The 26,885-nt window shown below is 51.4% G+C and carries 22 protein-coding genes and 1 pseudogene; 8 read left to right on the top strand and 15 right to left on the bottom strand.

Annotated elements, in window-relative coordinates; all coding sequences use genetic code 11:
• The first annotated feature begins 112 nt into the window (after positions 1-112).
• From H6G89_RS33110 to H6G89_RS33090, 5 genes are all read left to right on the top strand, one after another.
• A complete protein-coding gene (locus tag H6G89_RS33110) occupies positions 113-694 on the top strand; it encodes a TIGR00730 family Rossman fold protein (RefSeq protein ID WP_190514272.1) in 582 nt (193 codons plus the stop codon).
• 9 nt (positions 695-703) lie between these two features.
• Positions 704-1,618 (top strand): LysR family transcriptional regulator, encoded by a 915-nt coding sequence (locus H6G89_RS33105; RefSeq protein ID WP_190514271.1) that lies wholly within the window; start codon positions 704-706, stop codon positions 1,616-1,618.
• 505 nt (positions 1,619-2,123) lie between these two features.
• Positions 2,124-4,166, top strand: coding sequence for a bluetail domain-containing putative surface protein (locus H6G89_RS33100; protein ID WP_190514270.1), 2,043 nt, complete (start codon positions 2,124-2,126; stop codon positions 4,164-4,166).
• Between the two features lie 715 nt (positions 4,167-4,881).
• Entirely contained in the window at positions 4,882-7,575 is a 2,694-nt protein-coding gene (locus tag H6G89_RS33095; protein ID WP_190514269.1) for a DUF4347 domain-containing protein, read from the top strand.
• Between the two features lie 344 nt (positions 7,576-7,919).
• Positions 7,920-9,527 carry a gamma-glutamyltransferase family protein gene (locus H6G89_RS33090; RefSeq protein ID WP_199337087.1) on the top strand — a complete coding sequence of 536 codons (1,608 nt, stop codon included), beginning with the start codon at positions 7,920-7,922 and terminating at the stop codon, positions 9,525-9,527.
• Positions 9,528-9,533: 6 nt separating this feature from the next.
• Here H6G89_RS33090 and H6G89_RS33085 read toward each other — a convergent pair whose 3' ends face one another.
• Entirely contained in the window at positions 9,534-10,658 is a 1,125-nt protein-coding gene (locus H6G89_RS33085) for a DegT/DnrJ/EryC1/StrS family aminotransferase (RefSeq protein ID WP_190514268.1), read from the bottom strand.
• A gap of 225 nt (positions 10,659-10,883) precedes the next feature.
• Between H6G89_RS33085 and H6G89_RS33080 the strand changes: the two genes are divergently transcribed.
• Entirely contained in the window at positions 10,884-11,663 is a 780-nt protein-coding gene (locus H6G89_RS33080) for an ABC transporter permease (RefSeq protein WP_190514267.1), read from the top strand.
• A 191-nt stretch (positions 11,664-11,854) separates the two neighbouring features.
• Here H6G89_RS33080 and H6G89_RS33075 read toward each other — a convergent pair whose 3' ends face one another.
• From H6G89_RS33075 to H6G89_RS33055, 5 genes are all read right to left on the bottom strand, one after another.
• Positions 11,855-12,688, bottom strand: coding sequence for a helix-turn-helix domain-containing protein (locus H6G89_RS33075; protein WP_242060239.1), 834 nt, complete (start codon positions 12,686-12,688; stop codon positions 11,855-11,857).
• A gap of 31 nt (positions 12,689-12,719) precedes the next feature.
• Complete coding sequence (locus tag H6G89_RS33070; protein WP_190514265.1) at positions 12,720-13,484, bottom strand: pseudouridine synthase; 765 nt, start codon at positions 13,482-13,484, stop codon at positions 12,720-12,722.
• 146 nt (positions 13,485-13,630) lie between these two features.
• The gene (locus H6G89_RS33065) at positions 13,631-15,034 is read right to left on the bottom strand and encodes a PAS domain-containing sensor histidine kinase (protein ID WP_242060238.1); all 1,404 of its coding nucleotides are present in this window, start codon (positions 15,032-15,034) and stop codon (positions 13,631-13,633) included.
• A gap of 64 nt (positions 15,035-15,098) precedes the next feature.
• Positions 15,099-15,851 carry a winged helix-turn-helix domain-containing protein gene (locus H6G89_RS33060; protein WP_190514264.1) on the bottom strand — a complete coding sequence of 251 codons (753 nt, stop codon included), beginning with the start codon at positions 15,849-15,851 and terminating at the stop codon, positions 15,099-15,101.
• Positions 15,852-16,058: 207 nt separating this feature from the next.
• Positions 16,059-16,388: a hypothetical protein gene (locus tag H6G89_RS33055; protein WP_190514263.1), complete on the bottom strand. Its 330-nt coding sequence runs from the start codon at positions 16,386-16,388 to the stop codon at positions 16,059-16,061.
• A gap of 72 nt (positions 16,389-16,460) precedes the next feature.
• Here H6G89_RS33055 and aat point away from each other — a divergent pair, with 72 nt between their 5' ends.
• Positions 16,461-17,051: a leucyl/phenylalanyl-tRNA--protein transferase gene (aat, locus tag H6G89_RS33050; protein ID WP_190514262.1), complete on the top strand. Its 591-nt coding sequence runs from the start codon at positions 16,461-16,463 to the stop codon at positions 17,049-17,051.
• Here aat and H6G89_RS35425 read toward each other — a convergent pair.
• The 6 genes from H6G89_RS35425 to H6G89_RS33020 form a co-directional block, all read right to left on the bottom strand.
• Positions 17,031-18,266, bottom strand: a complete 1,236-nt coding sequence (locus H6G89_RS35425) for a macro domain-containing protein (protein WP_242060237.1) — start codon at positions 18,264-18,266, stop codon at positions 17,031-17,033. The genes aat and H6G89_RS35425 overlap by 21 nt on opposite strands.
• Positions 18,267-18,346: 80 nt before the next feature.
• Complete coding sequence (locus tag H6G89_RS33040; protein ID WP_190514261.1) at positions 18,347-19,477, bottom strand: MFS transporter; 1,131 nt, start codon at positions 19,475-19,477, stop codon at positions 18,347-18,349.
• Entirely contained in the window at positions 19,474-19,920 is a 447-nt protein-coding gene (locus tag H6G89_RS33035; RefSeq protein ID WP_190514260.1) for a hypothetical protein, read from the bottom strand. The genes H6G89_RS33040 and H6G89_RS33035 overlap by 4 nt, the downstream gene beginning before the upstream one ends.
• Before the next feature lie 121 nt (positions 19,921-20,041).
• A complete protein-coding gene (cysK, locus tag H6G89_RS33030) occupies positions 20,042-21,004 on the bottom strand; it encodes a cysteine synthase A (protein WP_190514259.1) in 963 nt (320 codons plus the stop codon).
• Positions 21,005-21,015: 11 nt separating this feature from the next.
• The gene (locus H6G89_RS33025) at positions 21,016-21,414 is read right to left on the bottom strand and encodes an RrF2 family transcriptional regulator (protein WP_199337086.1); all 399 of its coding nucleotides are present in this window, start codon (positions 21,412-21,414) and stop codon (positions 21,016-21,018) included.
• Between the two features lie 185 nt (positions 21,415-21,599).
• Positions 21,600-23,348 carry an iron uptake porin gene (locus H6G89_RS33020; protein ID WP_242060236.1) on the bottom strand — a complete coding sequence of 583 codons (1,749 nt, stop codon included), beginning with the start codon at positions 23,346-23,348 and terminating at the stop codon, positions 21,600-21,602.
• 119 nt (positions 23,349-23,467) lie between these two features.
• Between H6G89_RS33020 and H6G89_RS33015 the strand changes: the two genes are divergently transcribed.
• Entirely contained in the window at positions 23,468-23,659 is a 192-nt protein-coding gene (locus tag H6G89_RS33015) for a hypothetical protein (protein WP_190514257.1), read from the top strand.
• Positions 23,660-23,779: 120 nt separating this feature from the next.
• On the opposite strand, the gene H6G89_RS33010 is transcribed toward H6G89_RS33015, so the two are convergent.
• The 3 genes and pseudogenes from H6G89_RS33010 to H6G89_RS33000 all read right to left on the bottom strand — a co-directional run.
• The gene (locus H6G89_RS33010) at positions 23,780-25,669 is read right to left on the bottom strand and encodes an iron uptake porin (RefSeq protein WP_190514256.1); all 1,890 of its coding nucleotides are present in this window, start codon (positions 25,667-25,669) and stop codon (positions 23,780-23,782) included.
• A gap of 174 nt (positions 25,670-25,843) precedes the next feature.
• Positions 25,844-26,125 carry a 4a-hydroxytetrahydrobiopterin dehydratase gene (locus H6G89_RS33005; RefSeq protein WP_190514255.1) on the bottom strand — a complete coding sequence of 94 codons (282 nt, stop codon included), beginning with the start codon at positions 26,123-26,125 and terminating at the stop codon, positions 25,844-25,846.
• Between the two features lie 640 nt (positions 26,126-26,765).
• A pseudogene (locus tag H6G89_RS33000) lies at positions 26,766-26,885 on the bottom strand (photosystem II D2 protein (photosystem q(a) protein)); the annotation flags it as partial.

The raw sequence follows: 26,885 nt of genomic DNA, 5'->3' as shown, positions 1-26,885 counted from the left end.
AAAGGGGTGAAGGGGTGAAACCCCTTCTTGGGGGCGAAGCCCCCAAACCCCCTACATTGCAGAACTTTGTGTTCGCAACACTAGGTCAGATTGCCAACAGGGAAATCAAGCTATGCAACGAGTCTGCGTCTTTTGTGGGTCGAATATGGGCATTCGTCCTGTCTATCAACTAGCTGCCGAAGCCATGGGTAAAGCCCTGGCGAAACGAGGGTTAGAACTCGTTTATGGAGGTGGAAATGTTGGTTTGATGGGAGTCGTTGCCGATGCCACCTTAAATGCCGGGGGCAAAGTCATCGGTGTGATTCCCCAATTGTTAGTAGACAAAGAGTTAGCTCATCCCAACCTGACTCAACTGCATATCGTCAACTCGATGCACGAACGAAAGGCGTTGATGGCCGATCTGTCGGATGCTTTTATTGCTCTACCGGGAGGATTTGGCACATTTGAAGAGTTTTGCGAAGTGCTCACCTGGTCACAGCTCGGAATTCACCACAAAGCCTTTGGATTGCTGAATGTCGAGCGTTACTACGACAATCTTTTAGCTCTGTTTGATCATGCGGTTGATGAACAGTTTCTCGCCCCAAAACATCGCAGTCTTGTCTTACAAAGCTCTGACCCAGACCGACTGTTAGATGCACTACTGAATTATCAACCTGTGATGGTCGATAAATGGCTCAATCGTAGCCAACGGTAGGCGATCGCTATGCAGGACAACCATCTCAGCCAGCTAAAGCTGTCTCAGCTTCGGGCATTGGTTGCAGTCGCTGATCAGGGCAACTTTGGCGAAGCGGCGTTAGAGCTTGGCATATCGCAGTCTGCGGTGAGCCATGCGATCGCCACCTTAGAAGATGCCCTGGGCGTGGTGCTGTTTTCGCGAGGACGATCGGGTGCTCAGCTTACCCCGGTTGGCGAAGAGGTTGTGACTCATGCGCGTCAAGTTTTGCGATCGCTAGACGCCATGACAAAGGTCGCGGCAGCAGCAAAAGGCTTGCAGGGTGGACAGGTCAGAGTTGCCGCATTTCGCAGCGCAGCAACGCATCTTGTGCCAAAAGCGATCGCCCAGTTTCAACAACGGTTTCCGGCGATCGGTGTCACGATTCGTGAGTATTACGATTTTGTAGAAGTAGACCAAGCCTTGCGAGCCGGACAAGCCGATGTGGGGTTCACGATTTTGCCGACGAGAGAGGGCTTTAAGACGTGGGAACTGTTAGACGATGAGTTTGTCGTGTTGCTTGCAGATGGCATACCGATGCGTCATGCAAAGCAGTTTTCTCAACAGGGTAATCGCCTCACCTGGGAACAACTGACAGACTATCCGCTGATTTGTCTTGAGGATGCAGTCCATATCCAATTTCTGAATAACCTCTATCTCAAACTGGGCAAGACTTTGAATATTGCCTATCGAGTTCGTCAAGCATCAACTCTCTTAAGCATGGTGGCTCAAGGTCTGGGAGCCGCTGTTTTCCCACGATTGGCAGCGGAGCCAATTCCCCTGGGAGTACAAGTTTACAGACTGGCAGAACCACTAAGCCGAACGATTGGAGTGGCGATCGTCGCGGATGCTTTGCATTCCCCCGCTGTTTTTGCATTTTTAGAAACCTTGGGCTGTCGTGTGTGATGGGATATGAGTGACGAGAAATGATGGGTTTCTGCGTCAGTTTGGGAAGACTAAAGCCAACTTTTGGGGATGACACGACCAATATTGCTCTACCGTGATCGCTCCTTCAGCACCTACCATCCCTGACATCCACGCCGATCGCCCCTATTAGAATGCAAAAACCGGAAATTGCAAGACGGGCGATCGTCAAGAGCTTGTCTAAATTGCATTGAGTGCGCCCCAGTTTGAGTGACAGAGGGAACTGCAACCCCTCATGGCTCTGTTAAGGCAAGTTTTCATAGCTTCAAATGACTCATTCACCCTCATTGCCGACTTGAGGGCACTTCGTTGTGCGTCCGCCATTCATCCCTTGGCGTTGCTGATGGGAATGAGAGGAAGTGTGAGCGTCTCGCTCACGCCCGTATTAAGAAAATCCTCCCCCTAATTAGCAACCTAGTTAGCAACGGCCATCCTTTTACCTCAGCCAGGATTCTTTTCCCTCAATCGACCTTCCAAGGAGACTTCCATGTCAACTGTCATCACCGTTACCAGTGCCGCTGATAGTGGAGTAGGCTCCCTCAGAGCGGCGATCGCGGCTGCAACCGCAGGCAGCACGATCCGCTTTGCGTCCAATCTAGCCAACCGGACGATTACCCTGACGAGTGGTCAGCTTGTGATTGACAAAAGCCTGATCATTGACGGCACGGGTGCCTCTAACCTGACCATCAGTGGCAACAACGCCAGTCGAGTATTCTTTGTCCAACGGGAGAAAAATCTAACCCTGCAAAATCTGATCGTTGCTAATGGTCGGCTCAACAGCCCCCGTCTGGCCTTCGCCAGTGCCACCGAAGAGGAGAGGCGAAACTACGCAGGGGCAGGCATCTTGACTGAGGGAAGTGCCAACTTAACCCTGATCAATACACAGGTCAACAATAACGTGGCTGGGTTTGGAGCAGGCGTTTTTGCCGGATTTCGCAGTACAACCCTGATCATTAACAGCAGCTTTAACGGCAACGATGGGACGGCAGCCTTTACTGAACGAGGAGGAGGGGCGATCGCCACGGCGAGCGGTGGTAGTTTGACCGTCCGGGGCAGTCGATTTACAAACAACCGGGGCATTAACGGAGGCGCGATTAACAGCCTGCTTGGCCCGTTGACCATTGAAGACTCCGTGTTTATCAACAATGACTCAACTCCCGGAGGTGCCAGAACTGGGGGCACGAGCGGCTATGGAGGAGCAATTTATACAGATGGAGCAAATTCCTCTGGTTCCAACTCTGGACCTGGGGCGATCGGCGGCGCGATTACGATTCGCAATAGTCGTTTTGAAGGAAATCGGGGGGCAGGACAGGGCGGCGCGATGTTCCTGTTTGCCTATCCGCCCGATCGAGTCATTGTCGAAGGCAGCACGATTATCGGAAATGCTGTCATTCGCGATGCCGATGGAACTGCATTGGGCGGTGGATTGCGCCATGGCAATGCTGAGTTGACCATCCGCGATACCACATTTGCCAACAACACATCCTCCGAGCAAGGTGGAGGCTTATGGGTCGGGGAGACATCACCGACGACAATCCTCAACAGCACCTTCACGGGCAACGTCGCCGACAACGGCAATGGCGGTGGTTTGGGAGGCGCGATTACCCTGGCCAATCGGGATGCCGACGCGACAACCATTACGAATGCAACGATCGTCAGTAACCGAGCTGGATTTCAAGGGGGAGCCTTTTGGTTTGGCAATCAATCGGTCACCCTTGCCAACTCGATTGTGGCAAACAATACCGGAGGAAACCCCTGGGGTACTAGACAGCAAACTGGACGCCAACTGCTGGATGGGGGTGGCAACCTTGAATTCCCTGCCCCTGCCGCCAATGATCCCAAAGTGACTGCCAATAGTCAGATTGCCAATCCCTTGTTGGGGGCACTCCAAGCTAATGGCAGCGGTTTTCTCACCTACTCTCTGTTACCCAATAGCCCAGCGATCGCCACGAGAATCGGGGCAAGGAGCATCTGGGCGGATAGCGTCATGGGAGCGAACGCCATCTTGGGAACTGTAGGACGCGACACCCTGCTAGGAGACACTAATGGCAATGTCATTGTTGGGGATGGAGCCGCCGATGTTTTGACGGGGAGGGGTGGGGGCGATCGCTTCCACTATAACGGGGTAAGCCAAGCAGACACCTTTTTGAATTCACGACTGGGGGCAGTCGATCGAATTACCGACTTTCGCGTGCGGGAGGGCGATCGCTTACAGCTCAACTTTGATAACAACCTGGCAACCAGTGAACGTCCAACGGCTTTATTTAATGCCGGACGAGTCACAGGGCGAAATCTGTTGACAGCCGCCCGAACTGCCTACGCCGATAAAAACCGACGGGCGAGGGGTAAACAACCCTTACGATCCAACGAAGGGGTGCTTTTTACCTGGAATCGACGCACCTACCTGTCGGTCAACCATCAGTCCCCAGGTTTTTCAAATCGAGATTTGCTGATTGATGTCACAGGGATTGCGATGCCGCGACGGGATGTGATGGCAGGCGTTTTGCCTGTAACGAATTACTTTATTTAGGCAGTGGCCCTCAACAGGGGGCATCTAACCCACAACTTCAGCAATAACAGTGATCGTTTTTCAGCCAAATGTGGGAAGACTAGAGCCAACTTTATGAAAGTTTTCTTCCAGATGATGCATGGGGCTGCTCTACCGCCATATCTATTAGCCCCCCTACCATCAGCTAACGTCTCAACGCCTTTCAATCTGTGTTTCTAATAAAGCCTGTTCAACTGGGCAACACGAATTGACCTGGATGTAGAGGCACTATCTAACTTGTGATCCGTCGTCTGTGACAGTTGCCCACATCCAACACCGCTCGTGTTTGGATGCCTACAACCCGGTGTAACGCTGGCTTGCAATCATCCCCTGTCAGAGCATCGATTCAGATTGTGGATTTCAAGTTAGAGGGTTCATTAACCAATTTATTCATCATGCGGGTCGGGTTTGATGTTATCGCTACGGTTTCAACCGTCACAGCCAAAAATTGTGCTGTAACCTCTAGTGCAGCGTCACACCTTATTTTTAGGATTGTTGGTTTGAGCGTCTCGCTCACGGCACGAGCAAGATGCACGCACTACCCTAACTTTTAACTGTGACGCAGCACTAGCCCTGATTTCAGATTGAGACATTAATCTGCGCGTTTGCAATTTTGTAACCCTCATCTCGTTCTTGGGGGCATCTTTCCGCGCGTCCAACCGCATTTTCAACCCAAGACAATCCTCAAGGAGGCTTCATGTCAACGATTACTCAAGCTGCTAGTATTCAAGATGCGACAGCCGTCACAGCCACCAGAGCGATCGCCATTATTGATGCCGCCTTACCTGACTACCAGAGCCTTGTAGCGGGTGTGACGCCTGGCACTGAAGTTGTGATTCTTGACTCCACTCAGGATGGGGTCACTCAAATTACAGCCGCGTTGCAAGCTCACCAAAACCTCGATAGCATCCAAATTTTTGCACATGGCAGTTCAGGTCAGTTGCTCCTGGGAAACACCGTCTTAAATAACGAGAGTTTGGCGGCCTATGCTGACCAACTGCAACAGTGGCAGAGTGCACTGACGAATCAGGGCGACTTGTTGATTTACGGGTGTGATGTCGTACGCGAAGACACCACCTTTATCGATCGCCTGAGTCAGCTAACCGGAGCCGATGTTGCGGCTTCGACAAACCTGACTGGAGCCGCATCCCTGGGTGGAGACTGGGTGCTGGAAGCCAGCACTGGAGCCATTGAGGCACAAAATAGCCTGCGATCGGACGTTTTGCAAAACTATAACGGCGTGATGAATGTCATCACCGTAACCACAACGGCTGATAGTGGAGCAGGTTCCCTCAGAGCGGCGATCGCGGCTGCAACCGCAGGCACCACCATTCAATTTGCGGCAAATCTCGCGAATCAAACCATCACCCTTACCAGTGGGCAACTGGAAATTGCTCCTGGCAAAAACATTACAATTGACGGCTCAGCGGCAGCTGGGTTACGCATCAGCGGCAACAACAGTTCCCGGATTTTTCTTGTCCGCTCAAACCAAGACTTTCCCACGACGGTTACCTTCCGCAACTTGTCACTGATTAATGGTTTCACAACCGATCGAGGAGCCGCCATTCATGGCGAACATCGAGCCAATATCACGGTTGACAATGTCGGATTTCAAAACAACGTGGCAAACAAGGGGGGTGGAGCGATTTATAGTGCCTGGGAGAATCAACTCACGGTCACGAACTCCCAATTTGACAGCAACCGAGCCACCGCAGGCAATGACGAACGGGGAGCCGGGGCGATCGCCTTTCTTAGCCCTGGCAACTTCACGGTTCGCAATAGCAGCTTTACCAACAACCAGGGTATCAACGGTGGAGCCATCAATAGCTTGAATGGCAAGCTGACGATCGAAAACTCCCGCTTTGTCAACAACTCCACCACAGCCGCATTCTATGACACGGGCAAAGCCAATCCCTTCTTACGAGGATATGGTGGAGCCATCTACACCGATCGTGCCAGTTCTACCAGCGAAACTTCGGGCACGATTCGCATCGTCAACAGTGTCTTCGATCGCAACCGGGGACGCGGTGAAGGAGGAGCCGCCTACCTCTACACAGCAACACAAGACAACGTCATCATTCAATCCAGCAGCTTCACCAACAATGAAATCCTGCCCCTACCCAATGGCGGCAATGGTGGCAATGGCGGTGGCGTTGTTGTGTTGAGTAATGGCAACAACCGGGGATTGACCATCAGCAGCACCACTTTCGCTAATAACACGGCAAGCGGTCAGGGTGGCGGGTTGTGGATGATGGATGCTCCCGCCACAATTACCAATAGCACCTTCTCTGGCAACCGAGTTCTGGGCACGGAGTCGAGTCGTGTGGGTGGCGGTATGGCACTGTACGGTCCCACAACCATCGTCAACTCGACGATCGCCAACAACCATGCGGGCTGGGTCGGTGGAGGCATCGCAGCTAACAGCGACCCTGTCAGCGTCAGAAATACCATCTTCTCTAACAACACTGCCGATAACGGTACTAACGCCTGGGGCATTCAACAGCACACCAGTCGCTTGTTAACCGACCAGGGTGGCAACCTCCAATGGCCGCCCAAACGGACAAACAACGGCAATGATTACAACGCAACAGCTTCAGTTACGCTGATCGATCCGCGTTTGGCTCCATTGCAGGACAATGGCGGCGGCTTACTGACCCATGCTCTGTTGGCGGGTAGCCCGGCTCTCAATGCAGCCGTAGCAGGCGCACCCAGTACGGATCAGCGGGGTGCTCAACGAGATAGCCTGCCGGATATCGGAGCGTTTGAGGTGGGAGGCGTTGTGCCGACAAATCCAGGTATCCCAACGTTGCCAACGAATCCAAACATCCCCATCGAGCCAACCAACCCAACAGGGGGGAATCAAATTTTGGGTACGAGAGGACGAGATGTGTTGTTGGGAGATGGCGGTAGCAACACGATCATTGGTCATGGAGCGGCAGATGTGTTGACAGGGGGTGGTGGTGGCGATCGCTTTACCTTCCGGGGAGTGAGCCAATCCGATGCTTTCTTGAACTCCCGGTTCAGAGCCGTTGATCGGATCACGGACTTCAAAGTGTTGGAGGGCGATCGCTTGCAGCTTGACTATGACAATAATCTGTCAACGTCTAACCGTCCCAGAGGGCTATTTAATGCTGGGCAAGTGACCGGACGTAATCTAATTGCAGCGGCACGGTCTGCCTTTGCGGATAAAAACTGGCGCACTAGAGGCAGGCAGGCGTTGCGTCCCAATGAAGCGGTGCTGTTTAAGTGGAATCGCCGCACTTATTTGTCGGTTAACGATCGCTCTCGCGGTTTTTCAAATCGGGACTTGTTGATTGATGTCACAGGGATTACGATGCCTCGGCGCGATGTCATGGCAGGAGTGCTACCTGTGAATAATTACTTCATCTAGTTGACGTCCATTTTTCAAGGTTTCTCTCCTTAAAGACCTACTGTGTATACACATCTCTGCGTCTTCCAATGAGACACTCTGTTGCTTTGATGGTTTGAAAACCAGGCATTGGGGGAGTCTCCCCCAAACCCCCATTGGGGGACGCCACTGCCTCCCCCAAACCCCCTAGCAGAAGGTGTTTCAGTTTACCCACAGGCGCGCTTCGCATCGATACCCAGTACGGGCACTTCTGATCGGGTCAAGGCTCTAGCAATCAAGGGTTGCTATAAGATAGAGGCGATTCAGATCCCCGGCTTTTCAGGAAGCGGGGGATTGAAACGATTTCCTCATCCCATCTACCGCCCATGACTATTCACATTCAAAACTTGACCGACTATCCCTATGCGTCTGGACGACGAGTTGTGATGGGGAAACGGGGGGCAGTGGCAACCAGCCAACCCCTTGCCACGACCGCCGGAATGGAAATGTTGTTGGCAGGTGGAAATGCTGTCGATGCGGCACTGGCAATGGCGATCGCTCTAACCGTAGTCGAGCCAACCTCTAACGGGATCGGGTCTGATGCCTTTGCGATCGTTTGGGATGGCAAGCTACACGGCTTAAATGGATCGGGCAAGAGTGCTCAAGCTTGCACTCCCAATCGCTTTGAGGGCCTCACTCTAGTGCCACCCCTGAGTTGGTTAGCGGTGACGGTGCCAGGAGCCGTCTCAGCATGGCGAGCCTTATGGGAACGCTGGGGCAAGCTGCCCTTTGAGCAACTGTTTGAACCCGCGATTCGCTATGCGGAAGAAGGATTTCCCCTCTCACCCCAGACCGCACGAGCCTGGCGACAGTCAGAACAGATTTTTTTACCGCTAGAGGCTCCAGAGTTTCAACCGCTCAAGGCCGTCTGTTTTCCAGGCGATCGCGCCCCCAAAGCAGGTGAGATTTGGGGCAGTGAGGCGCATGGAAAGACTCTGCGGGCGATCGCCCAGAGCGGAGGAGAGAGCTTTTATCGTGGCGAGTTAGCCGAGCAAATTGCCCAATTCGCGGCAGACACGGGTGGTTTGTTGACCAAAGCAGATTTGGCAGACCATCAACCCGAATGGGTCGATCCGATTTCGACAGCTTATCGGGGGTTGCAGGTGTGGGAGTTGCCGCCGAACGGTCAGGGTATTGCCGCCCTGATGACCCTCAACATCCTGGAGGGGTTTGATCTGGCGAAATATCCCCGTGACTCGATCGACAGCTTTCACCTCCAAATTGAGGCGATGAAGCTGGCATTTGCCGACACGTATTACCACGTTGCCGATCCGCGTTTTATGCCCATCACCGCTGAGCAGTTGATCCGCAAAACCTATGCGGCTGAACGACGACAACTGATTGGAGAAACGGCGATCGCCACTCCCACATACGGCATTCCCAAAGGTGGCACGGTGTATTTGGCAGCAGCAGATCAAGAGTTGATGGTGTCCTTCATTCAGTCCAACTACGAGGGCTTTGGCAGTGGCATCCTCATTCCCGGCACAGGCATCGCTCTACACAATCGAGGCGCAGGCTTTGTTGTAGACCCAGAGCACCCCAACACCGTTGCTCCGGCAAAGCGTCCCTTTCACACCATCATTCCTGGCTTCCTGACTCAACTGGATGGAACCCCGTTGGGACCATTTGGGGTCATGGGTGCCCCAATGCAACCCCAGGGTCATACCCAGGTTGTCGTGAATCTGGTGGATTACGCGATGAACCCCCAAGCCGCACTGGACGCTCCTCGTTGGCGTGTATTGTCGGGCAAAACGGTGTTACTAGAATCGACCGTTCCTCGCTCGGTAGCCATGGGGTTAAGCGATCGCGGACACACTATTCAGGTCAGTGGGGAAGTCGGCAACTTCGGCAAAGGACAGCTAATCCTCAAGCAAAACGGCGTGCTGATCGCTGCCTCAGAACCCAGAGCCGATGGCATCGCGATCGCACTGTGACAAAAACTAGCTCAAACTATCCTTGAGCGCATACACCACCCGTTCTTGCTGCTCCAGAGTGAGTTCCGGATACATGGGCAAGGACAGCACTTCGTTTGCCAGTTGCTCTGACACGGGCAGTTGCCCCGGTTGGTAGCCCAGGAATTTGTAGACAGGCTGTAAATGGAGCGGTAACGGGTAATAGATCATCGAAATGATCCCCTGTTGTTGGAGATGCTGACGAACGCGATCGCGGTTGTTGCCTTGAGGCGATGCGGGTATGCGAATCGTGTATTGGTTCCAAACGGCTTGCCCATCTGGCAAAGCCTGCGGCAGGATAATTCCAGGGACGTGTTCCAACAACTGATGATAACGTTCTGCAACCACCTGGCGTCCAGCGTTCCAGGTATCGAGATAACGCAGTTTAATTGAGAGGATCGCTGCCTGGACGGCATCCAAACGACTGTTGACTCCCACCTCTTCGTGAATGTAGCCCTCGCGTCGTCCGTGGTCGCGCAGTAAGCGAATCCGATCGGCGATCGCCGCATCATTTACCGTGATCGCCCCACCATCCCCACAGGCTCCCAAATTCTTTGTGGGGTAAAAGCTAAAGCAGCCAATTTGACCGATATTGCCCACTCGGACGCCATTCCAGGCAGCACCCACGGCTTGAGCGCAATCCTCAATAACCAATAGTTGATGGGTTTGGGCGATCGCCGTTAGCTCCGTCATATCCACCGGATGACCAAACAGATGCACCGGCATAATCGCCTTTGTTTTGGGGGTGATCGCTGCCTCAATCTGTTGTAGATCCAGGTTGTAGGTCTGGGGATCAATGTCCACAAACACCGGAGTTGCTCCCGCCGCGCTGATCATTTCAGCGGTTGCGATAAAGGTAAACGGACTCGTAATGACCTCATCCCCGACCCCAATGTTGAACGCTCGTAATGCCAAAAACAGAGCATCAGTGCCAGAGTTGCAGGCAATACAGGTGGCTGCGCCAATATAATCGGCAAAGGCTTGCTCAAATTGGCTGACGACGGGACCGTTGATGTAACGACCCGATGCCAGTACTTCTAAAACGGCAGCGTTAACTTCAGCACCAATGCTTTTGTATTGCTCTGTCAAATCCAAAGGGGGAATTTGATTCATAAAGGGTTGGAGGTCAAAATTTATCGTGCGCTAGAGAAAAGGATGCAAATACATTGCATCATGCCACATTGCTGCCATTGGCGCGATCGCTCCTTGTGACAATCTCTTGTGACAATCTTTAGTATTATCTCTCGATTCCCTGCAAAGCTATGAATCGTGGAAGCCCTGTTTTGGCGAGGTGTGGGCATCGCTGACAAAACAAGACTTGTTTAGGACTACTGAACTGTGGATTCACTCATCGAACTGGACTTAATTGATTTAATTTGGGCGGTTGGGCTGATGGCGATCGCCATTGGTCTATCTGCATGGCAGCGGTTGGGGTTGGAATGGAACCTGACCATGGCAACCGGGCGCACCATCATCCAACTAGTGATGGTGGGTTACATTCTGGCGATCGTGTTTACCTGGCGAAATCCGTGGGCGGTGCTGGTTGTCTTAGGGGTAATGTTGGCGATCGCTACCGTCGTTGCTCGTAACCGCATCAGCCATAAGATTCCCCAGATTCTGCCGCTGGTCGGTGGTGCCATTCTGACAGGTGCTGCGGTGACATTGGTTTATACCAATCTCTTTGTCATTCGCCCTGATACCTGGTACGACCCGCAGTATGTCATTCCCCTAGCGGGGATCGTACTGGGTAATGCCATGAACGCAGCGGCGATATCTGGAGAGCGATTTGTGAGCACCCTGAATACTAGCCAAACTGAAATCGAAACTCACCTTAGCCTGGGTGCAACTCCCTATCAAGCAACGGCTACCTATCGGCGTGATGCCATTCGCGCTGGAATCATTCCCACCCTCAACTCTATGATGGTGGTCGGTGTTGTTACCTTACCCGGCATCATCACTGGTCAGTTACTCAGCGGTATTGATCCCCTGGATGCAGCGGTTTATCAGATGCTCATTATGTTTATGTTGGGTTTTGCAACCCTACTGACCAGCATTCTGGTGGTGCAAGGCATCTTGAAGCAATGCTTTACTCCAGCTGCCCAACTCATTGTTTATTAAGGTTGAACGTCAAGCTTTGATAGGAATCGTTTCAACAGTTCCCATCAAAAACAGGTGGAGTAGGGGCGGTTCGCGAACCGCCTTTACAGATGCATGAATATTTTCTGCTTGGAAATGGGATGAGGGAAACTTTCCAGGTAGGCTAGATTTTAAGGGGTCAATCAATAAACCTTGATTAACCTCAGCATTAACTATTCGTTGTCAGGCGATGCAACCGGGTTAGGTAGGCTAGCAGATTGTTGAGGAGCGGAAAAGGTGACTTCCTTAACGGCTCCGGGTTCACCCATCCGAGTAGGAGTGCCTTCGTTGTAAGTCAACATAACTCCACCCGCATTGCCAGCGCGAACGGTCAACCGATTAGTAGCCATCCACGTGCGTTGCGTTCCCTCTGGCAAAATGCCTTGAAAATCAGTCTTTCCATCAACTTCGATGCGAAGCCAAGATTGAGAAGTTAATGTCACATTGATTCGTACAGGCTTATCAGAGGCAGCAGGGCTGCTAGTAGCCGTCACATTTGGGGCGACAGGGCTAGCAGAGGGTGTTGCGCTGGGAGATGTTGAGGGTGCAACAGCCGTAACCGCCGATGGTTGGGGGGCAGGTCTGCCCGCCAGAGATGAGCTAGAGCGGCTCAACACGTAGGACAACCCACTGACTGCCGCCACAATCAATAGAACATAAGCGGCATAGAGATGAATGGGACGGAGTTGAGCGGCAGGGGTGTCTTGCCAAGAAGGCTTGATGGAATTGAGATCAGCCTCTAATGGAAAGGCGTGGGCGAAGTCGGATCCATTCAAACCGAGGGCATCGGCATATCGCTTGATAAAGCCCTGGATGTAAACAGGTTCGGGTAGTTGATGCAGTCTACCCGCCTCAATCGCGTTGAGAATGCGAGGCTGAATCATCGTCTTACCAGCAACCTGCTCAATTGTGATGAGTTGTGATTCACGACATTCTCGAAGACGAGCACCTAACTCAGCTAGCTTCTCAGTCTGAATTTGCTCTATTTGAGAAATATCTTTGCTCATAACATTCATCCTTCCATCGCTCCTCATCTGTTCATTGCCTGTCTGGCATCAGCTGACTGATGTGCTCAGCCGTTTCCTTCAAAAAATTAACCTCAACCTGGTTTAGAGTGCGGTATTGACCACTCGATAACTGCCCTAGCTGAATTGAGCCGATCGCAATACGATGTAGTCTCACAACAGGATACCCCAGTTGTTCTGCCACTCGTCGAATCTGACGATTTCGTCCCTCTCGCAAAATAATCTTCAGTTTTGTTTGGTCAGCGGTAGTTGTATCTAGTACTTCTACCTCTGCTGGCAAGGTCAGTTTGCTATCTAGCAAAACCCCCTGTCGCCATTGACGTAAAACAGCCTCATGGGGGTGCCCCTTTACCCAGACGTGATAAGTTTTCGGAACTGAATGAGAGGGATGAGTCAGAGCAAAGGTAATCGTGCCATCATTTGTCAACAATAAAGCACCTGTCGAAGCTGCATCAAGTCGTCCAACGGGATGCAGCCCCTGTGTTTTTTGAAGATGAGATGGCAGTAAATCGAGCACCGTTTCACGATTCCAAGGATCACTGCAAGTAGATACTACCCCGATTGGCTTGTTCATCAACAAATAGATCGACCGAGGACGATTGGTAGGTTGAATTAACCGCCCATCTACCTCAATTTGATCGAATTCTGGATCTGCTTTTTGCCCTAGGGTGGCGATCGCCCCATTCAATCGAACTCGCCCTTCTACAATCAACTGTTCGGCGTGGCGTCGAGATGCGACACCCCACTGGGAAAGAATCTTTTGGAGTCTTTCATCCATGCGCTAAGCCAATAAACGGGCGGAGCCGAGGAACGGTCATCCGTGCCTTAGCACGGTCTGAGGGTATGTACAAATATTACAGGAGAACGACGGGATTCAGAGCTTTAGATTCTTATAGAAGTCTAATTTTTCTGAAATTTAGACCCTTATGTTTGCCAGGGCAAACAGACTTGCAACCAAGCCCCACCTGTGATGGGGTGGTTGCGAGCCGTCACTGAACCTGCGTGTGCTTCCACAATTTGTTTGACGATCGCTAACCCCAATCCGCTCCCGCTTCCACGATGTAGATCAAATCGATCATCTCCGTAGTTGCGAAGATCATCTGTTACGGATATTACATCTGTTGCAGGCTCTGGCAACGTTTTTCCCTCGGATGTGGAGATGGTGCGGGAGCGAGAGGGATCAGCCCGATAAAACCGCTCAAACACATGAGGTAAGTCACTTTCTGCAAATCCTAGCCCAGCGTCAATAATGTCCAGGTAGACCCATTTGGCGATCGCCCCTGCATTCTCTGGTGTATCGGCCACGGGTTCCTCCGGTTGCAATTGCACACGGATGGTTTGCCAGGGTGGGCTGTACTTAATACTGTTGTCGAGCAGGTTAATCAGAACTCGATAGAGTCGCGGTTCATCGATTTGAATGAGGAGATGTTCTGGGCCGACGTAATCGAGATGGAGTTGTTTTTTGCGAGCCAGAGGCTCCAGATTGATCCACGCCGCTTGAATTAACTCGGCTAAGTCAGTGGTTTTGAGATGCAAGCATTGGGATGATCCCCGGTCGATGTGGCTCAAATCCAGCAAGTCTTGAACCAGGGTGCCCAGGCGCATGGTTTCACTAATCAGGCGATCGACCCACCCCCTCAAAGGGGACTCCAGACGGCTTTGCAGCGTTTCAGCCACCAGTCGAATTGAGGTCAGGGGCGTTTTGAGTTCGTGAGCTACATCGGATGCCCAGCGATCGCGCTGTTGCATCAATGTTACCGCTTCCTGACGGTCTTCCAAGAAAATTCCGACCTGCCCCCAAGGGAGTGGAAAGCCATGTCCTCGCAGAGCGTATGCCTGTTGTTTCGACAACTGAGAGGGGTCAGGGCTAGCAGGATGAAACGTCCAATCGCTCTGGCAGGGTTTTTTGTTATTGCGTGTTTGCTCAATCAGGTGGTCTAACTCATAGGAGCGCACTAGCTCAAGCAACAATCGGGGTCGGGGTGAGTGCTCCTGGGTCATGTGCAATAATTCACGCGCGCGCTCGTTGCACCAAATCAATCGATTTTCGTCATCAACTTGCAAATACCCAACTGGAGCAGAATGTAGCACTTGTCGATAGCTTTCTAGCTGTTGCTCCAACTGCTGCCGAATTTTTTGCTGAGTCGCGATCGCCGCTGTTAATTGTGAGGTGGAAGACAGCCCTGACTCTTCATCAGCCCGTAAGGTTCGTACTAATGTTTTAATCTTGGCATCTGAACGCGATCGCTGTTGCCACCACAGCAGCAACCCAATCGATAAACCCAGCAAAAATCCTAAACCAGCGGTGACCACGTTAACAGGCAGCAAGAGTTAGTAGCAACTCTAGCTTACAATCTCTGAACAAGCTGTGCCGGAAATGCCTGCCACGGAATTAGCCGAATCGGTAACCAAACCCGCGCACAGTCATGAGATATTCAGGACGACTGGGGTCTACTTCCAGCTTTTCGCGCAACCAGCGAATGTGGACATCGACGGTTTTGCTATCTCCCATAAAGTCGGGTCCCCAAACCCGTTCAATCAGTTGCTCACGTGACCAGACTCGACGAGGATGGCTCATGAACAGTTCTAAAATTCGGAATTCTTTAGGAGACAGGTTGATTTCTTCGCCCCGCACCGTCACGCGGCACTCTTGAGGATACAGCGTCACATCCTGAAACTTCAGCGTTGACTCTTTAGAAGCGGGTTGAGTATGGCGATGACGACGCAACAAAGCACGGCATCGAGCCACCAACTCGCGCATCCCGAAAGGTTTTGTCAGATAGTCATCTGCACCGACCTCTAGCCCAACAACGCGATCGGTTTCACTCCCTTTCGCACTTAGCATCAAAATGGGAACGCTGCTCCCCTCATGGCGCACTAAACGGCACAAATCCAAACCATTCACGTAGGGCAACATCAGATCCAAGATGATCAAATCTAATGCTGCAAACCCAGAATAGTTGCCGTCTTCTGACTTGGCAGCAAGGTCAAGAGCAGCCCGCCCATCTTCTGCCATCAATACTTCATACCCCTCTTCGATCAAAGCCAGGGCAACCGTTTCCCGAATCAGCTCTTCATCTTCAACGATTAGAACTCGTCCCAATTTCACATCAGGCTGGGTTTTTGTAGCTTCTAGCATCAACATAGATGGCGTCTTAATCCTGGAAATGAGGGTCGATCTTCTGCACACATATTACCAAACTAAAGTGAATTCATTGTGCTGGAGATGCACCTGTGTCTAAAATCTTTCTGTTATTTACGTTACCGCTTAATCGAAACTTTCTTTGCAACCCTCGAGAGCACAAAGGTTTCATTCAAAGTCTGAAAGCTACTTTGAAGTATCAAAAGTTAACTATTGCCCACAACACCGATCAATTCCTAGACTCTCTAGCAGAAGATCACTGACTGCATTGGCGACCGCAAACTCGCTGAAAAAACTCTTTGAGAAATCGAACGCCTGCATTTCAGTGACGATCGCAATCACCAGTGAGCCAACGTCGTTTTCACCCTCTAATCGTTGTCGCACAAATACTTGAGCCGCTCGTTCGGCAATCTCAGCGTTCACCCCTTCAGGAATAAATTCCTGATCGAGCCAACGATGCAACGCCTGTTGCAGCCATTTCCCCTCCTGGGAAGGGTTGGTGGCAGGGGGCAGAGTAATCGGTGGAATGGGTTCAGCCATAGAACGAACTTAGTGCTCGCAGATGCTTTTTCTCAGCCTATCATTCAGATGAGATGTTGTTGATGAGTTGCTATGCAGTTTAATATCCCTGCAATTATTGAGGGATATGCTCAGGGCTATTTTTTGATGGCGGATGAGTCCGGTGAGGAACTGGGCTGGTATTCCACCCGTGAGCGCACCTTAATTCCACTGGACGAGCGATTTTGCTATCCGCGATCGCTACGTCGAGTGATCAATCAAAACAAGTTCACAGTGGCAATAAACCGTGCCTTTAGAGCGGTGGTAGATGGATGTGCTAATCGAGATATTACCTGGATTTCAGACGATTTGAAGGCGATTTATTGGGAACTACACCAGGCGGGGTATGCCCACAGCTTTGAAACGTGGCAAGGCGATGAACTGGCAGGCGGGGTTTTGGGAATCGCGATTGGGGGTGCATTTATCGGAGAGTCCATGTTTTACCGCATTCCCGATGGCTCTAAGGTGGCACTGGTGAAACTGGTAGAGCATTTGCGATCGCGCCAGTTTCTCTTATTTGATGCTCAGATGATGAACCCCCACCTGGCTCGTTTTGGGGCACAGGTTATCCCAGATCGCAACTACCAGGCTCTCTTGAAACAGGCTCTAAGTCGCCAATGCCAGTTAGACGACGGAGGGGTCTAACATTTCTTTAATGAGCTTGGAATACACCTCAAACACCTTGGCGTCCCGGCAGACAAAAATGACTTTTTCGATCGAGGTATTGTTTTGTAGGAAGCGATCGACCTCCGTGAGCGCAATGTGGACGGCTCGCTCGATGGGGAAACCATGAAAGCCAGTGCTAATTGAGGGAAAGGCGATCGACTGGATTGGACATAACGCCGCCAGTGCCAGACTGTTGCGATAACACTGCGCCAACAACTCATCTTCTTGCTGCAACCCGCCCTGCCAAACGGGACCCACAGTGTGAATAATCCAGGGCACAGAGAGGTTGTAACCACGGGTTAGCTTTGCCTGACCCACCGCACAGCCTTTGAGCTTGCGGCATTCCTCCTTCAACCCCGGACCCGCCGCCGCATGAATTGCCTCACTCACTCCCCCTCCAATATCAAGGGCAATGTTGGTCGTGTTGACGACCGCATCAACGGGTTGTTGAATGATGTCTCCACGAGTTGCTGTAATCCGATTGACACTGCTCGTCGGCACAACTTGCTCAATGTCAGCCATGCTCTCGCGGATAGCTACCAGTTGCAGCAACACCTCCAAAATATGTCCGTTGTCTAGCAGTTGAGCCAGATTGCCGCTGTTAAACCGCTCCATCCGGACATGGGTTGTCAGCAACTTTTGTAACGTCAATAGGTCGGCGTAGTGTAATAAATCAGGCTCATTCACATATTGAATGGCATCATCGACCCAGACCCCCCAATCAAAGTTGGGCAAAATAAACCCCTCATCATGAAGGGCTTGCAAAAATCCATTTACCTCACTGGAATAGATGTAGGGTTCTAAGACGCTCTGCTGCGAATTCACCTCATATAGCCGAATACCTTTGCGCTCAAAAATCGGCAGAAAACTCAAGAGGCGATCGATGCCTTTGGGAGTCACGGTCGAGCTTAATTCCTGCTCTGTCTCAACTTGCCCCGATCGCAGAGTAATCCACTGACTAATTTGTTGTGCCAGAGCATCCGACAGAGAGTGAGATTCAAGCACCTGAGCCAGAGTCAAAAAGTCCCACGCTTCGGGAATATCAGCAAATAACAAATCCAATTGCCCAGGGGTCATAAACTCTACCCCTTCACAATCAATCACTGCCATTTGTTGCCCCAGCAAACTGCTAGTTGCCGCTAGAGCAGCATCTCCTTGTTGTAATAAATCTTGAAGTTTAAAAGCGGGTTTCATAGGAGCCGCGTTGGAGGGGTGATGCGAATGAAGATCCCCTCTGAGGTAATTGCACCGTGTCTTTAATTATCATGACAAATTTACCCCTGTTTCGCATCTGCTCTAATAGCGATGCTGTGGGGGATTGTTGTTGATCGAGGTGTAGCCAGTGAGGAGGGGCGTAACCCGTGCCAAAGTGCGATCGCTGCCCCAGCAAGTACCCCTATCACAGCGGCGATCGCCTGTGGAAAAAGGCTAAACCCCGCCAGGACTGGGATGCCACCCAACAAAATCCCTAAGCCGAGGGCAAATCCGGCAGCAGTTGCTGAGTGTTGAGGCATGAGTCGAATGGTGGCGGCGAGCGTCACAGGCACTACCGATTGCAAACACGCCATCCCCAGCAATAACTGAAGAGGAGTATTGCCCGTCGCCAGTAACAAAGCTGCTATTGCCAAGGCGGTGACAGTCCAACGTCGCCACCCCCATCGCTGTGCTAACCAGCCTCCGATCAGTTTGCCTACCGCTGCGGCGATCGCCGTCCCGATTATCCATGCAGCCTGTCCCAAGAGCCACAGTTGCGACCCCGTCCACACCATTGACCCCAGAGCGATCGCCACAATCAGCAACAAGACCGCCGTTTCCTGCGCTGCCTCGGAGGTGGGTGCTTTGATAACGTTTGTGGGAGAGGCATCGGGGAGTGCGGGCAACCGGACTGAAGCGATCGCGACCGCAACTCCCAGTAACAACCCCGCCAACACAGCCGCCACCTCATATTGCCCAAACCCCAGCACCCCCCCAATCGCCAGTCCGACGACACCGGGCGCGACGAATAGACTGGTTCCGGTTGTTTGCTCTGGGGTCGCCCAATAGGATAATGCCCCTCCACCCACATGAAAAGCAGCGGAACTGAGCCCCGCCAGAGCGATTGCCAACTCGGTTTGCTGTGGCACCAAAAGTACTGCGGCACTCAGACCGACTAAACCAATCCACACCATCAACCGAGGACATCTGAGGCGATCGCTAACCAGACCAAATAAGGGTTGACAGCCAAACGCCAGCATATTGTACGCCACGATCAAGAGGGCAACCTGCTCTAATGGAACCGTATGTGGCAAGCGTCCTAACAGAAACCCCGACGCAGCATCCACCATTCCATGCGCGACTCCCAACAAGATTGGCAGTTGCAGCGACTGATGCCGAAAATAGGAGGGTGGTAGCTCCTGTGCCGTCATAAATTCAATGCTCCCAGGCTTCCTACCATAAATAGCCCTAGCAACACGTAGCTGAGAAGATTGGCAACTGCCACGGCTTGCCAGGTTTTAGCCCGGTTTTCCCACTTCAACCCCAACAGCACCAATCCCTCAAGCAGCACTGACGTCGCCCACGTTGCCAGCAAAAACACACTCAGCTGTAGGGCGGGTGGGGCTGATTCTAAGATTTGATTGAGGAGAAAAAAATAAAACGCGGCTAACACAAACCCAAGCACGGTGGAAACCAGGTTCATAATCAGTGCGTGGAGGAGCGATCGCCCCCAGGATTTACGGCGAAATGCCCACAAAATCACCCCTTCGACCACCACAATAGCAACCAACAAGCCCAAAGACACGAGTAACGGGATGGCTGGATTACTCGCGATCGGTCCTAACGCTACATCTGCCAGAACAACTGTCACCATGCTTACCTTCCTCCCCAGAATGCACCAGAACGATAAAGACGCATACCAACGGGTGCCTCTATCATCTCAGATTTGTCTGGGGGAGCGAGATGAATGATGAACGACGACTGACTATTACCCTCTAATTCAACACACCCGACGCAATCAACTCTGGGTCTTGAAAAAGTGGTGTACTGAGATAGCGTTCCCCAAAGCTGGGTTGCACCATGACGATCAACTTACCCTCGTTTTCAGGGCGACGCCCCACCTGGATAGCAGCTGCCATTGCGGCTCCACTCGAAATCCCCGATAGCAAACCCTCTTCACGAGCCAGTCGCCGTCCATAGGCGATCGCCTCTTCATCTGCAATCACAATCACTTCATCCAGCAAGTCAGTCTTCAGGACTTGAGGCACAAATCCCGCCCCAATTCCCTGAATTTTGTGGGGTCCCGGTCGTCCTCCCGACAACACGGGGCTGTTCGCAGGCTCAACCGCGATCGCCTGGAAACTCGGCTTCAAAAACTTGATAACCTCAGCCACACCCGTAATGGTGCCGCCTGTACCAACTCCCGCAATCAAAATATCAACCTGACCGTCTGTATCCTCCCAAATCTCCTGAGCCGTTGTTTCACGGTGAATTTGGGGATTAGCAGGGTTGCTAAACTGCTGCAACATATAAGCATTGGGGAGGGTATTCACAATCTGTTGGGCACGTTGAATGCAGCCCCCCATCCCCTCAATGCCTGGAGTCAGCTCTAGCTCTGCCCCATACGCCCGTAACATAGCACGCCGCTCTGAACTCATCGTCTCTGGCATCGTCAAAATGAGCCGATAGCCTTTAGCCGCAGCTGCCATTGCCAGGGCAATTCCAGTGTTGCCAGAGGTTGGCTCCACTAAAACCGTTTGCCCCGGTGTAATCTTCCCTTCTCGCTCTGCTGCTTCGATCATGCTAATACCGATCCGGTCTTTGACCGAAGCAGAGGGATTCATCCCCTCCAACTTCACGACAATTCGAGCGACACATCCCTCAGCTTGAGGAATACGATTTAACTGAACCAGGGGGGTATGCCCAATCAGTTGAGTAATATTTTCAGCAATACGCATAGATTTATGAATTAGATGTAGTACATAATGTCGAGTTGCCGTCGAGAGTTACGCTTCTCTGCCAGGTCTTGCAATGTATACTTCTGCAACACGGCATTCGCGGCTTGACCGGCTTCCTGCCAAATCTCCCAAATCACCATTCCTTCAACCGACTTGAGTTCTTTTGTGGGTTCAGTTGACTGATGATCAGAGCCTTCAATTCCGTTAACGACATCTAATAGCGTAATTTTCCAGGGTTCACGCGCTAATAGATAGCCTCCTTTAGCACCTCGTTGCGATCGCACCAAACCACACCGCCGCAGGGTTGCTAGCAACTGCTCTAGATAGCGATCGGGAATATTTTGTTCTGCTGCAATTTGACGGATTTGTAACGGCTCTCCACTGGTGTAGTGGGCTGCCAGCTCTAGCATAGCTAGTAGAGCGTACTCGCTTTTACAAGATAGTTCCACAAGTTCCACAGGAAGATGAAGGGTTCTTCCAGTATACCCCGGTTCTCCAGTGGGGTTTGCAGGTTTTTAGGAGAAACTAAAAAAAGCCCCACTAAATGTAGGGCTTGCAAATGGAGTCTCAAACGAGATCCGAGAAGATTACGTGATTAGAAGCTGAAGCTAGTTCTAACAACACCAATCACGATGTCATCGTTATCGTTCTCGTTACCGGGATCCATCAACCAGATCACACCAGGAGTGATGGAGATGTTGTCAGTTAACGGATAACGATAGAAACCTTCAACATGGAGAGCTGCATCTTCTTGAGTTACAGTGCCACCAGGTCCAAAGGTTTCCAGGAACGCTTGACGAGGAGGTACGCCCACGATGAAGCCCAACAAGCTACCTTCTCTGCCCAGGTCAGCAAAGCCCAACGTACCAGCGTAAGTCCAGCCTTCGCCTTCGCCAGTAGCACCAGTGAAGATGCTGCTATCGATGTAGCTGATCCATCCACCGATTTGGATGGTGTCGTTGAGGGAGAAGTTAGCACTCACACCGTATGCATTGAGGACGGTGGAACCACCAGTACCTGCGCTATCAGCGGTCAGGTAGGAGTTAGCGTAGGTCAATGCAACGGTCAGGTCACCAGGAGTCAACGTCAACTGACCGAAAGCGGTGTAGTCGCCGTTAAACAGACCTTCCTTCTCATCGGGATCGTTGCCGTCATCGGTCAAGTAACCGAAACCGAGTTGGATGTTGTCAGTGAAGTCGATGGTCGCACCAGCACCGATACCTTGAGCACCAATGTCATAGATGGGGTTGTAACCAAAGTAGGACAAAGAACCTTGCTCAGGATCGTCGAAGGGGCTAACCGAAGTTACGATGTCGCTGATGGATTCGCCACGTGCGCCCAAGTAAACGGTAACGTTTTCACCGAGAGGGAAGTAGTACTCCAAGCGAGAGATACGAACTTCGTAGCTAGGAGTGTTGGTCTGGAAGGAATACTCAGTTTGAGTAGTAACAGAAGAAGGTCCACCGATGAATGCACTAGATGGAACGTTGTTGAAGCCTTCAAAGTTACCAGCTTGCAGACGTGCTCTCAAACGGTCTTCACCTGTGAAGCTGGTGTCAAAGTTTAAGCGAACCCGGCTTTGGAAGACAGCGTTGTTAGCATCGTCAACACCCAGGTTTTCACCACCAAAGATGTCAGATACAGCGAAGATTGTCCGACCGCGCAACACAGTGGTAGTGGAGAATTGGTTTGCTTCCAACTCAGCAGTGCGAGCTTCGAGAGCATCAACACGACCACGCAGAGTAGCCAATTCAGCTGCGAATTCTTCTTGTAAACGCTGGAGCGTTGCCAAGTCTTCGCGAGTTACTGCATCAGCCAAACCAGCCGCGATCAGTTCGTTAACGCGATCCAAGCAAGCGTTCATACCAGCGGCAAACTCATAACGAGTCATAGCGCGGTTACCACGGTAGGTACCATCGGGATAACCCGCGATACAACCGTAACGCTCAACCAGAGATTGCAGTGCCTGGAATGCCCAGTCAGTAGGCTGAACGTCAGACAACTGAGAAACGGAAGTCACCTGAGACATGGAATTGCTCCGGACTTCGCGGCTGTACTGGTTGATCTCTTCTAAAGAAGCTGTGGAAGCAGCAGGAGCAGGAGCAGCAACAGGCTCTGTTACAACCTGAGCAACTTGAGCAGGAGCTTCAACGGGAGCAACTTCAGCAACAGGAGCCGCTTCAGGAGCAACAGTCAACTCAGAGGCTGTTACATCGTTGAGTAAAGCCTCAGCAGAATCAGTCGTGCTGTTGACATCAGCTGCGATCGCTGATGTGGAAAGTAAAGCAGCACCTAAAACAGCTGGAGTTACCAGCAAAGAGTTCCAAAGAACTTTAGGCAACATTATTTGGGTCCTCACACCTAACTAAAAGGACTTGCAATCTAGACGGTTATAGCATTAACAACCGGAGATATTTTGTTCCTCCAAAAACAGATTATCAAAAAATCTCAATGTTGGCAGCTATGACCATCCAAAAAGTACAAGAACTAGATGACGATAGCCTATCATGCTTACCCACGAGTGCGGCAAAATTTCACCAGAAATCCCTCGAAAATCAAGGAAAGATGAAATCAGGCATCTGCTTGAGTGAATGGGGAACTAAAAAGAGCGATCGCTCACACCCAACTGGTCAGCGATCGCCCCGTCATCCTTAAAGACTAAGGTATTTTCCTCAAGGGCTTATATAGTTGTTGGGACGCCCCTGGCGAAATGGCAAGATCTTGAGCGGCATGGATCATGCAAGCGAACCCAGCACTTCAAAACTTGCCGCACGATTAGAACCGGAAGGTTGTTCTGATCGTGCCCACAAAGATGTCGTCGTTGTCTTCGTTGTGGTTTGGAGCGGTCAGCCAGATGATACCGGGTGTGATGTCGATGTTGTCAGTCACAGCCAAACGGTAGAACCCTTCAATGTGGAAACCAGTACTCAGATCTTCGCCATCGTCACCCAGACCTAAAGAATTGTCTGAATCAATCAGGCGAGGCTGCATACCGAAGACAATACCACCCAGGTTGCCTTCACCCAACAAATCTGGAAATGCGAGGGTCACAGCGTAGTTCAACACATCGGCATCACCCAGTCCGATGGCTCGAACAAAAGAATAGCCAACCCATCCCCCTAGTTGGAAGCCGGGGCTAAAGCGATAGTTCGCCTGTAGACCGTAAGAGTTCACCGACAGAGGGCGATCGCGGTCAACCCTTGATAAGCGGCTACCTAAACCAGGAGAGCGGATTCCAGCGATGTCATTGTCATCTGGATCGGGGTTAGCGGGGTCATCCTCAGTTCCAATGTAGGAATTAATGTAGGTGAAGACGAGATCCAGGTTGCCTCCCAACAGGTTTCTCCCCACAAGTTGGGCGATCGCACTGTAGTCTCCGCTAAACAAACCATCCCCCTGATCGGGGTTGTTGGCTTCCCCAGCACCGTAGCCCAACTGAACGCTAAAGACATTGTTTGTCAAAGCAGGATTGGTGAGGCGATAAGTAATCGATGCAGCACCGTTGGCGTTGGTGATCCGGTAGATGGGGTTGAAACGACCAAAACGGGAGATAGCACCTCGTCCTGACGATACAAATGGACTAGCCACGTTTTCAAGAACGATATCTCTTAAGTCAGCCGAGTTGGCGAAAATACCAATTCGAGTGCGATCGCCCAGGTTGAACTGGTAATTCAGGTCATCAACCCGAACGTCATAGCTGCTGGTGTTGGTTTCAAAACCAAGACGAGTTTCCCCTGCGCTGGGGTCACCCAGAAAACGAGAAAAGTTACCGCCTTGCAGACGTGCTCTCAAACGGTCAGTGCCAGTAAAGCTAGTGTCGAAGTTAAGGCGAACTCGGCTTTGGAAAACGAGGTTATTTTGCTCGTCAACTCCTGGCTCCTCAAGCTCGTTATCGGCGTCAGCATCAGCTTCGCCCCCAAAAATGTCAGAAATTGCAAAGATAGTTTCGCCTGCCAATCTGGTGGTAGTTGAGAACTGATTTGCCTCTAACTCAGCAGTACGAGCTTCAAGGTTGTCAACTAAACCGCGAATGGTGGCTAACTCAGCCGCAAACTCTTCTTGCAGACGTTGGAGGGTTGCCAGGTCTTCACGAGTAACCACACCCTCTGAACCAGAACTGATCAATTCAGTGATCCGGTCTAGACAAGCATTCATACCAGCGGCAAACTCATAACGAGTGAGTGCCCGGTTGCCCCGGTAGGTGCCATCGGGATAACCCGCGATACAACCATAACGCTCAACCAGAGATTGCAGTGCCTGGAATGCCCAGTCTGTCGGCTGAACGTCCGACAATTGGGAAACAGAGGTGACTTGAGCCGCTTCCTGCTCTTCACCTTGTCCTTCAGCACTGTATTCTTGCAACTGAGCCAACTGAGAGACACCCAATGCCTCGCTCTCAGCCACAGCATCAACTTCACTAACCACAGGCAGAGTAACCGCCTGAGTCTCAGTTGTAACAAGTGGCACTGGAGCTAACTCATCAACTTGAGTAGTGGGTTCAATCAATGTTACTTCTGTTACACTTACTAACTCGGTAGAAGCTGCCTCAGTTTGAGATGAGGTTTGAGCTTCAACAGCGATCGCCGCTGGAGTTAAACCAACCAAAGCAGCACCCAGAGCGACGGGAGCCGCGAGTAGAATATTCCACAAAATTTTGCCAGTCATGTTCCTCACACCTGGAGTCTAATTACTCTGATAAGCAGGTTTATTGGGAAAAATACCACTCTGCTTAACAAACCCCGTGTTTTGAGGAACACATAGAACCGAGTATTTCTTTGGCTGTATTAATTGATTCAGGTTCCTGTCTGGTGGACAGATCTTGCGTCAAAGAGCAACAGCTTAAGCCAGCTGATCAATCGCCTTAGCTAACGCAAAGTCGTTTTCGGTCAAGCCACCCGCATCGTGGGTTGTCAGAGCGATACTGACTCTGTTGTAAGAAATGGTGATATCGGGGTGATGGTTTGCTGCTTCGGCTGGCTCAACTAAACGATTCACGAAGGCGATCGCCTCAACAAAATCCTTAAACTTGCGCACAGATTGAATCTCTTTACCCTGAAGCGTCCAATCGGGTAACTGAGTTAACCGTTCCTGAACATCTGTATCGCTAAGCAATTGTGCCATCTCTGAGAACCTCTCTTACTGCACCTAAGTTCTTCACTATTTTAGAGATAGCCTGCTTGAAAATGACTTTATAAAACCCTTTAAAAAAACTATCCGCTCTCACCAGAGACACATCGGTTAAACCAGTGCATCATGGGGTGAGAGCGGTGTAGCGGGTCTCCAGATTAACACTTGACTGCCGGGAGGAACTCTGTGCCATCCCAACATCCTCTAGAAACATGACTCCATGAGAAGTCAGGCTTGACTGCTAGAGAACAGCCCCGGCGCACAGCCAGTTCACGCTAACCTGGTGACCCATACATTTACTACTATCTTGCATGGGCATCACCTCCTGTATCCCTAAACGGCATTCGACTTAACAGGTCGCAATGATCTTTGCCATTGCTAAAGCCAATATAGCATATCCATTTTGGGTGTGTGGGGTAGAACACAAAAAATGCCCCCATCCAGGACGGGAGCAAAGCTTTTTATTAGCAAAGGCTGTAGAAAAAAGCCTTGACCTGATCGCACATTTAGGACAACTCGTCGTAAATAAGAGTGGAACTTTGGGGTGCAGGGGTGAAACCCCTGGCTGGGGGCACAGCCCCCACACCCCCTGGTTTTATTTCCAAACCCTATTTGTGAAAGCAGTCCTTAGATCTTAGAGAGCGTTACCGCGAGGCAGTACCTCTTCAGGGAATACAAAGTGTTCGTGTGGTTGGTCTTGGGGTGCCATCCAGGCGCGGATACCCTCGTTGAGCAGAATGTTCTTCGTGTAGAA

Source organism: Oscillatoria sp. FACHB-1407, from assembly GCF_014697545.1.
Taxonomy (GTDB): Bacteria; Cyanobacteriota; Cyanobacteriia; order Elainellales; family Elainellaceae; genus FACHB-1407.
Note: the sequence above shows the minus strand (reverse complement) of the source record. Positions and strands in the feature narration are given on the sequence as shown.

Excerpts from the sequence above, each read along its gene's own strand:
- H6G89_RS33105 (WP_190514271.1), top strand. The coding sequence starts at position 704 with ATGCAGGACAACCATCTCAGCCAGCTAAAGCTGTCTCAGCTTCGGGCA.
- H6G89_RS35425 (WP_242060237.1), bottom strand. The coding sequence starts at position 18,266 with ATGAAACCCGCTTTTAAACTTCAAGATTTATTACAACAAGGAGATGCT.
- H6G89_RS33025 (WP_199337086.1), bottom strand. The coding sequence starts at position 21,414 with ATGCTAGAGCTGGCAGCCCACTACACCAGTGGAGAGCCGTTACAAATC.
- H6G89_RS33075 (WP_242060239.1), bottom strand. The coding sequence starts at position 12,688 with ATGAGCAAAGATATTTCTCAAATAGAGCAAATTCAGACTGAGAAGCTA.
- cysK (WP_190514259.1), bottom strand. The coding sequence starts at position 21,004 with ATGCGTATTGCTGAAAATATTACTCAACTGATTGGGCATACCCCCCTG.
- H6G89_RS33005 (WP_190514255.1), bottom strand. The coding sequence starts at position 26,125 with ATGGCACAATTGCTTAGCGATACAGATGTTCAGGAACGGTTAACTCAG.
- H6G89_RS33010 (WP_190514256.1), bottom strand. The coding sequence starts at position 25,669 with ATGACTGGCAAAATTTTGTGGAATATTCTACTCGCGGCTCCCGTCGCT.
- H6G89_RS33070 (WP_190514265.1), bottom strand. The coding sequence starts at position 13,484 with ATGGATGAAAGACTCCAAAAGATTCTTTCCCAGTGGGGTGTCGCATCT.
- H6G89_RS33020 (WP_242060236.1), bottom strand. The coding sequence starts at position 23,348 with ATGTTGCCTAAAGTTCTTTGGAACTCTTTGCTGGTAACTCCAGCTGTT.
- H6G89_RS33110 (WP_190514272.1), top strand. The coding sequence starts at position 113 with ATGCAACGAGTCTGCGTCTTTTGTGGGTCGAATATGGGCATTCGTCCT.
- H6G89_RS33100 (WP_190514270.1), top strand. The coding sequence starts at position 2,124 with ATGTCAACTGTCATCACCGTTACCAGTGCCGCTGATAGTGGAGTAGGC.
- H6G89_RS33085 (WP_190514268.1), bottom strand. The coding sequence starts at position 10,658 with ATGAATCAAATTCCCCCTTTGGATTTGACAGAGCAATACAAAAGCATT.
- H6G89_RS33040 (WP_190514261.1), bottom strand. The coding sequence starts at position 19,477 with ATGACGGCACAGGAGCTACCACCCTCCTATTTTCGGCATCAGTCGCTG.
- H6G89_RS33090 (WP_199337087.1), top strand. The coding sequence starts at position 7,920 with ATGACTATTCACATTCAAAACTTGACCGACTATCCCTATGCGTCTGGA.
- H6G89_RS33035 (WP_190514260.1), bottom strand. The coding sequence starts at position 19,920 with ATGGTGACAGTTGTTCTGGCAGATGTAGCGTTAGGACCGATCGCGAGT.
- aat (WP_190514262.1), top strand. The coding sequence starts at position 16,461 with ATGCAGTTTAATATCCCTGCAATTATTGAGGGATATGCTCAGGGCTAT.
- H6G89_RS33015 (WP_190514257.1), top strand. The coding sequence starts at position 23,468 with ATGACCATCCAAAAAGTACAAGAACTAGATGACGATAGCCTATCATGC.
- H6G89_RS33060 (WP_190514264.1), bottom strand. The coding sequence starts at position 15,851 with ATGTTGATGCTAGAAGCTACAAAAACCCAGCCTGATGTGAAATTGGGA.
- H6G89_RS33095 (WP_190514269.1), top strand. The coding sequence starts at position 4,882 with ATGTCAACGATTACTCAAGCTGCTAGTATTCAAGATGCGACAGCCGTC.
- H6G89_RS33055 (WP_190514263.1), bottom strand. The coding sequence starts at position 16,388 with ATGGCTGAACCCATTCCACCGATTACTCTGCCCCCTGCCACCAACCCT.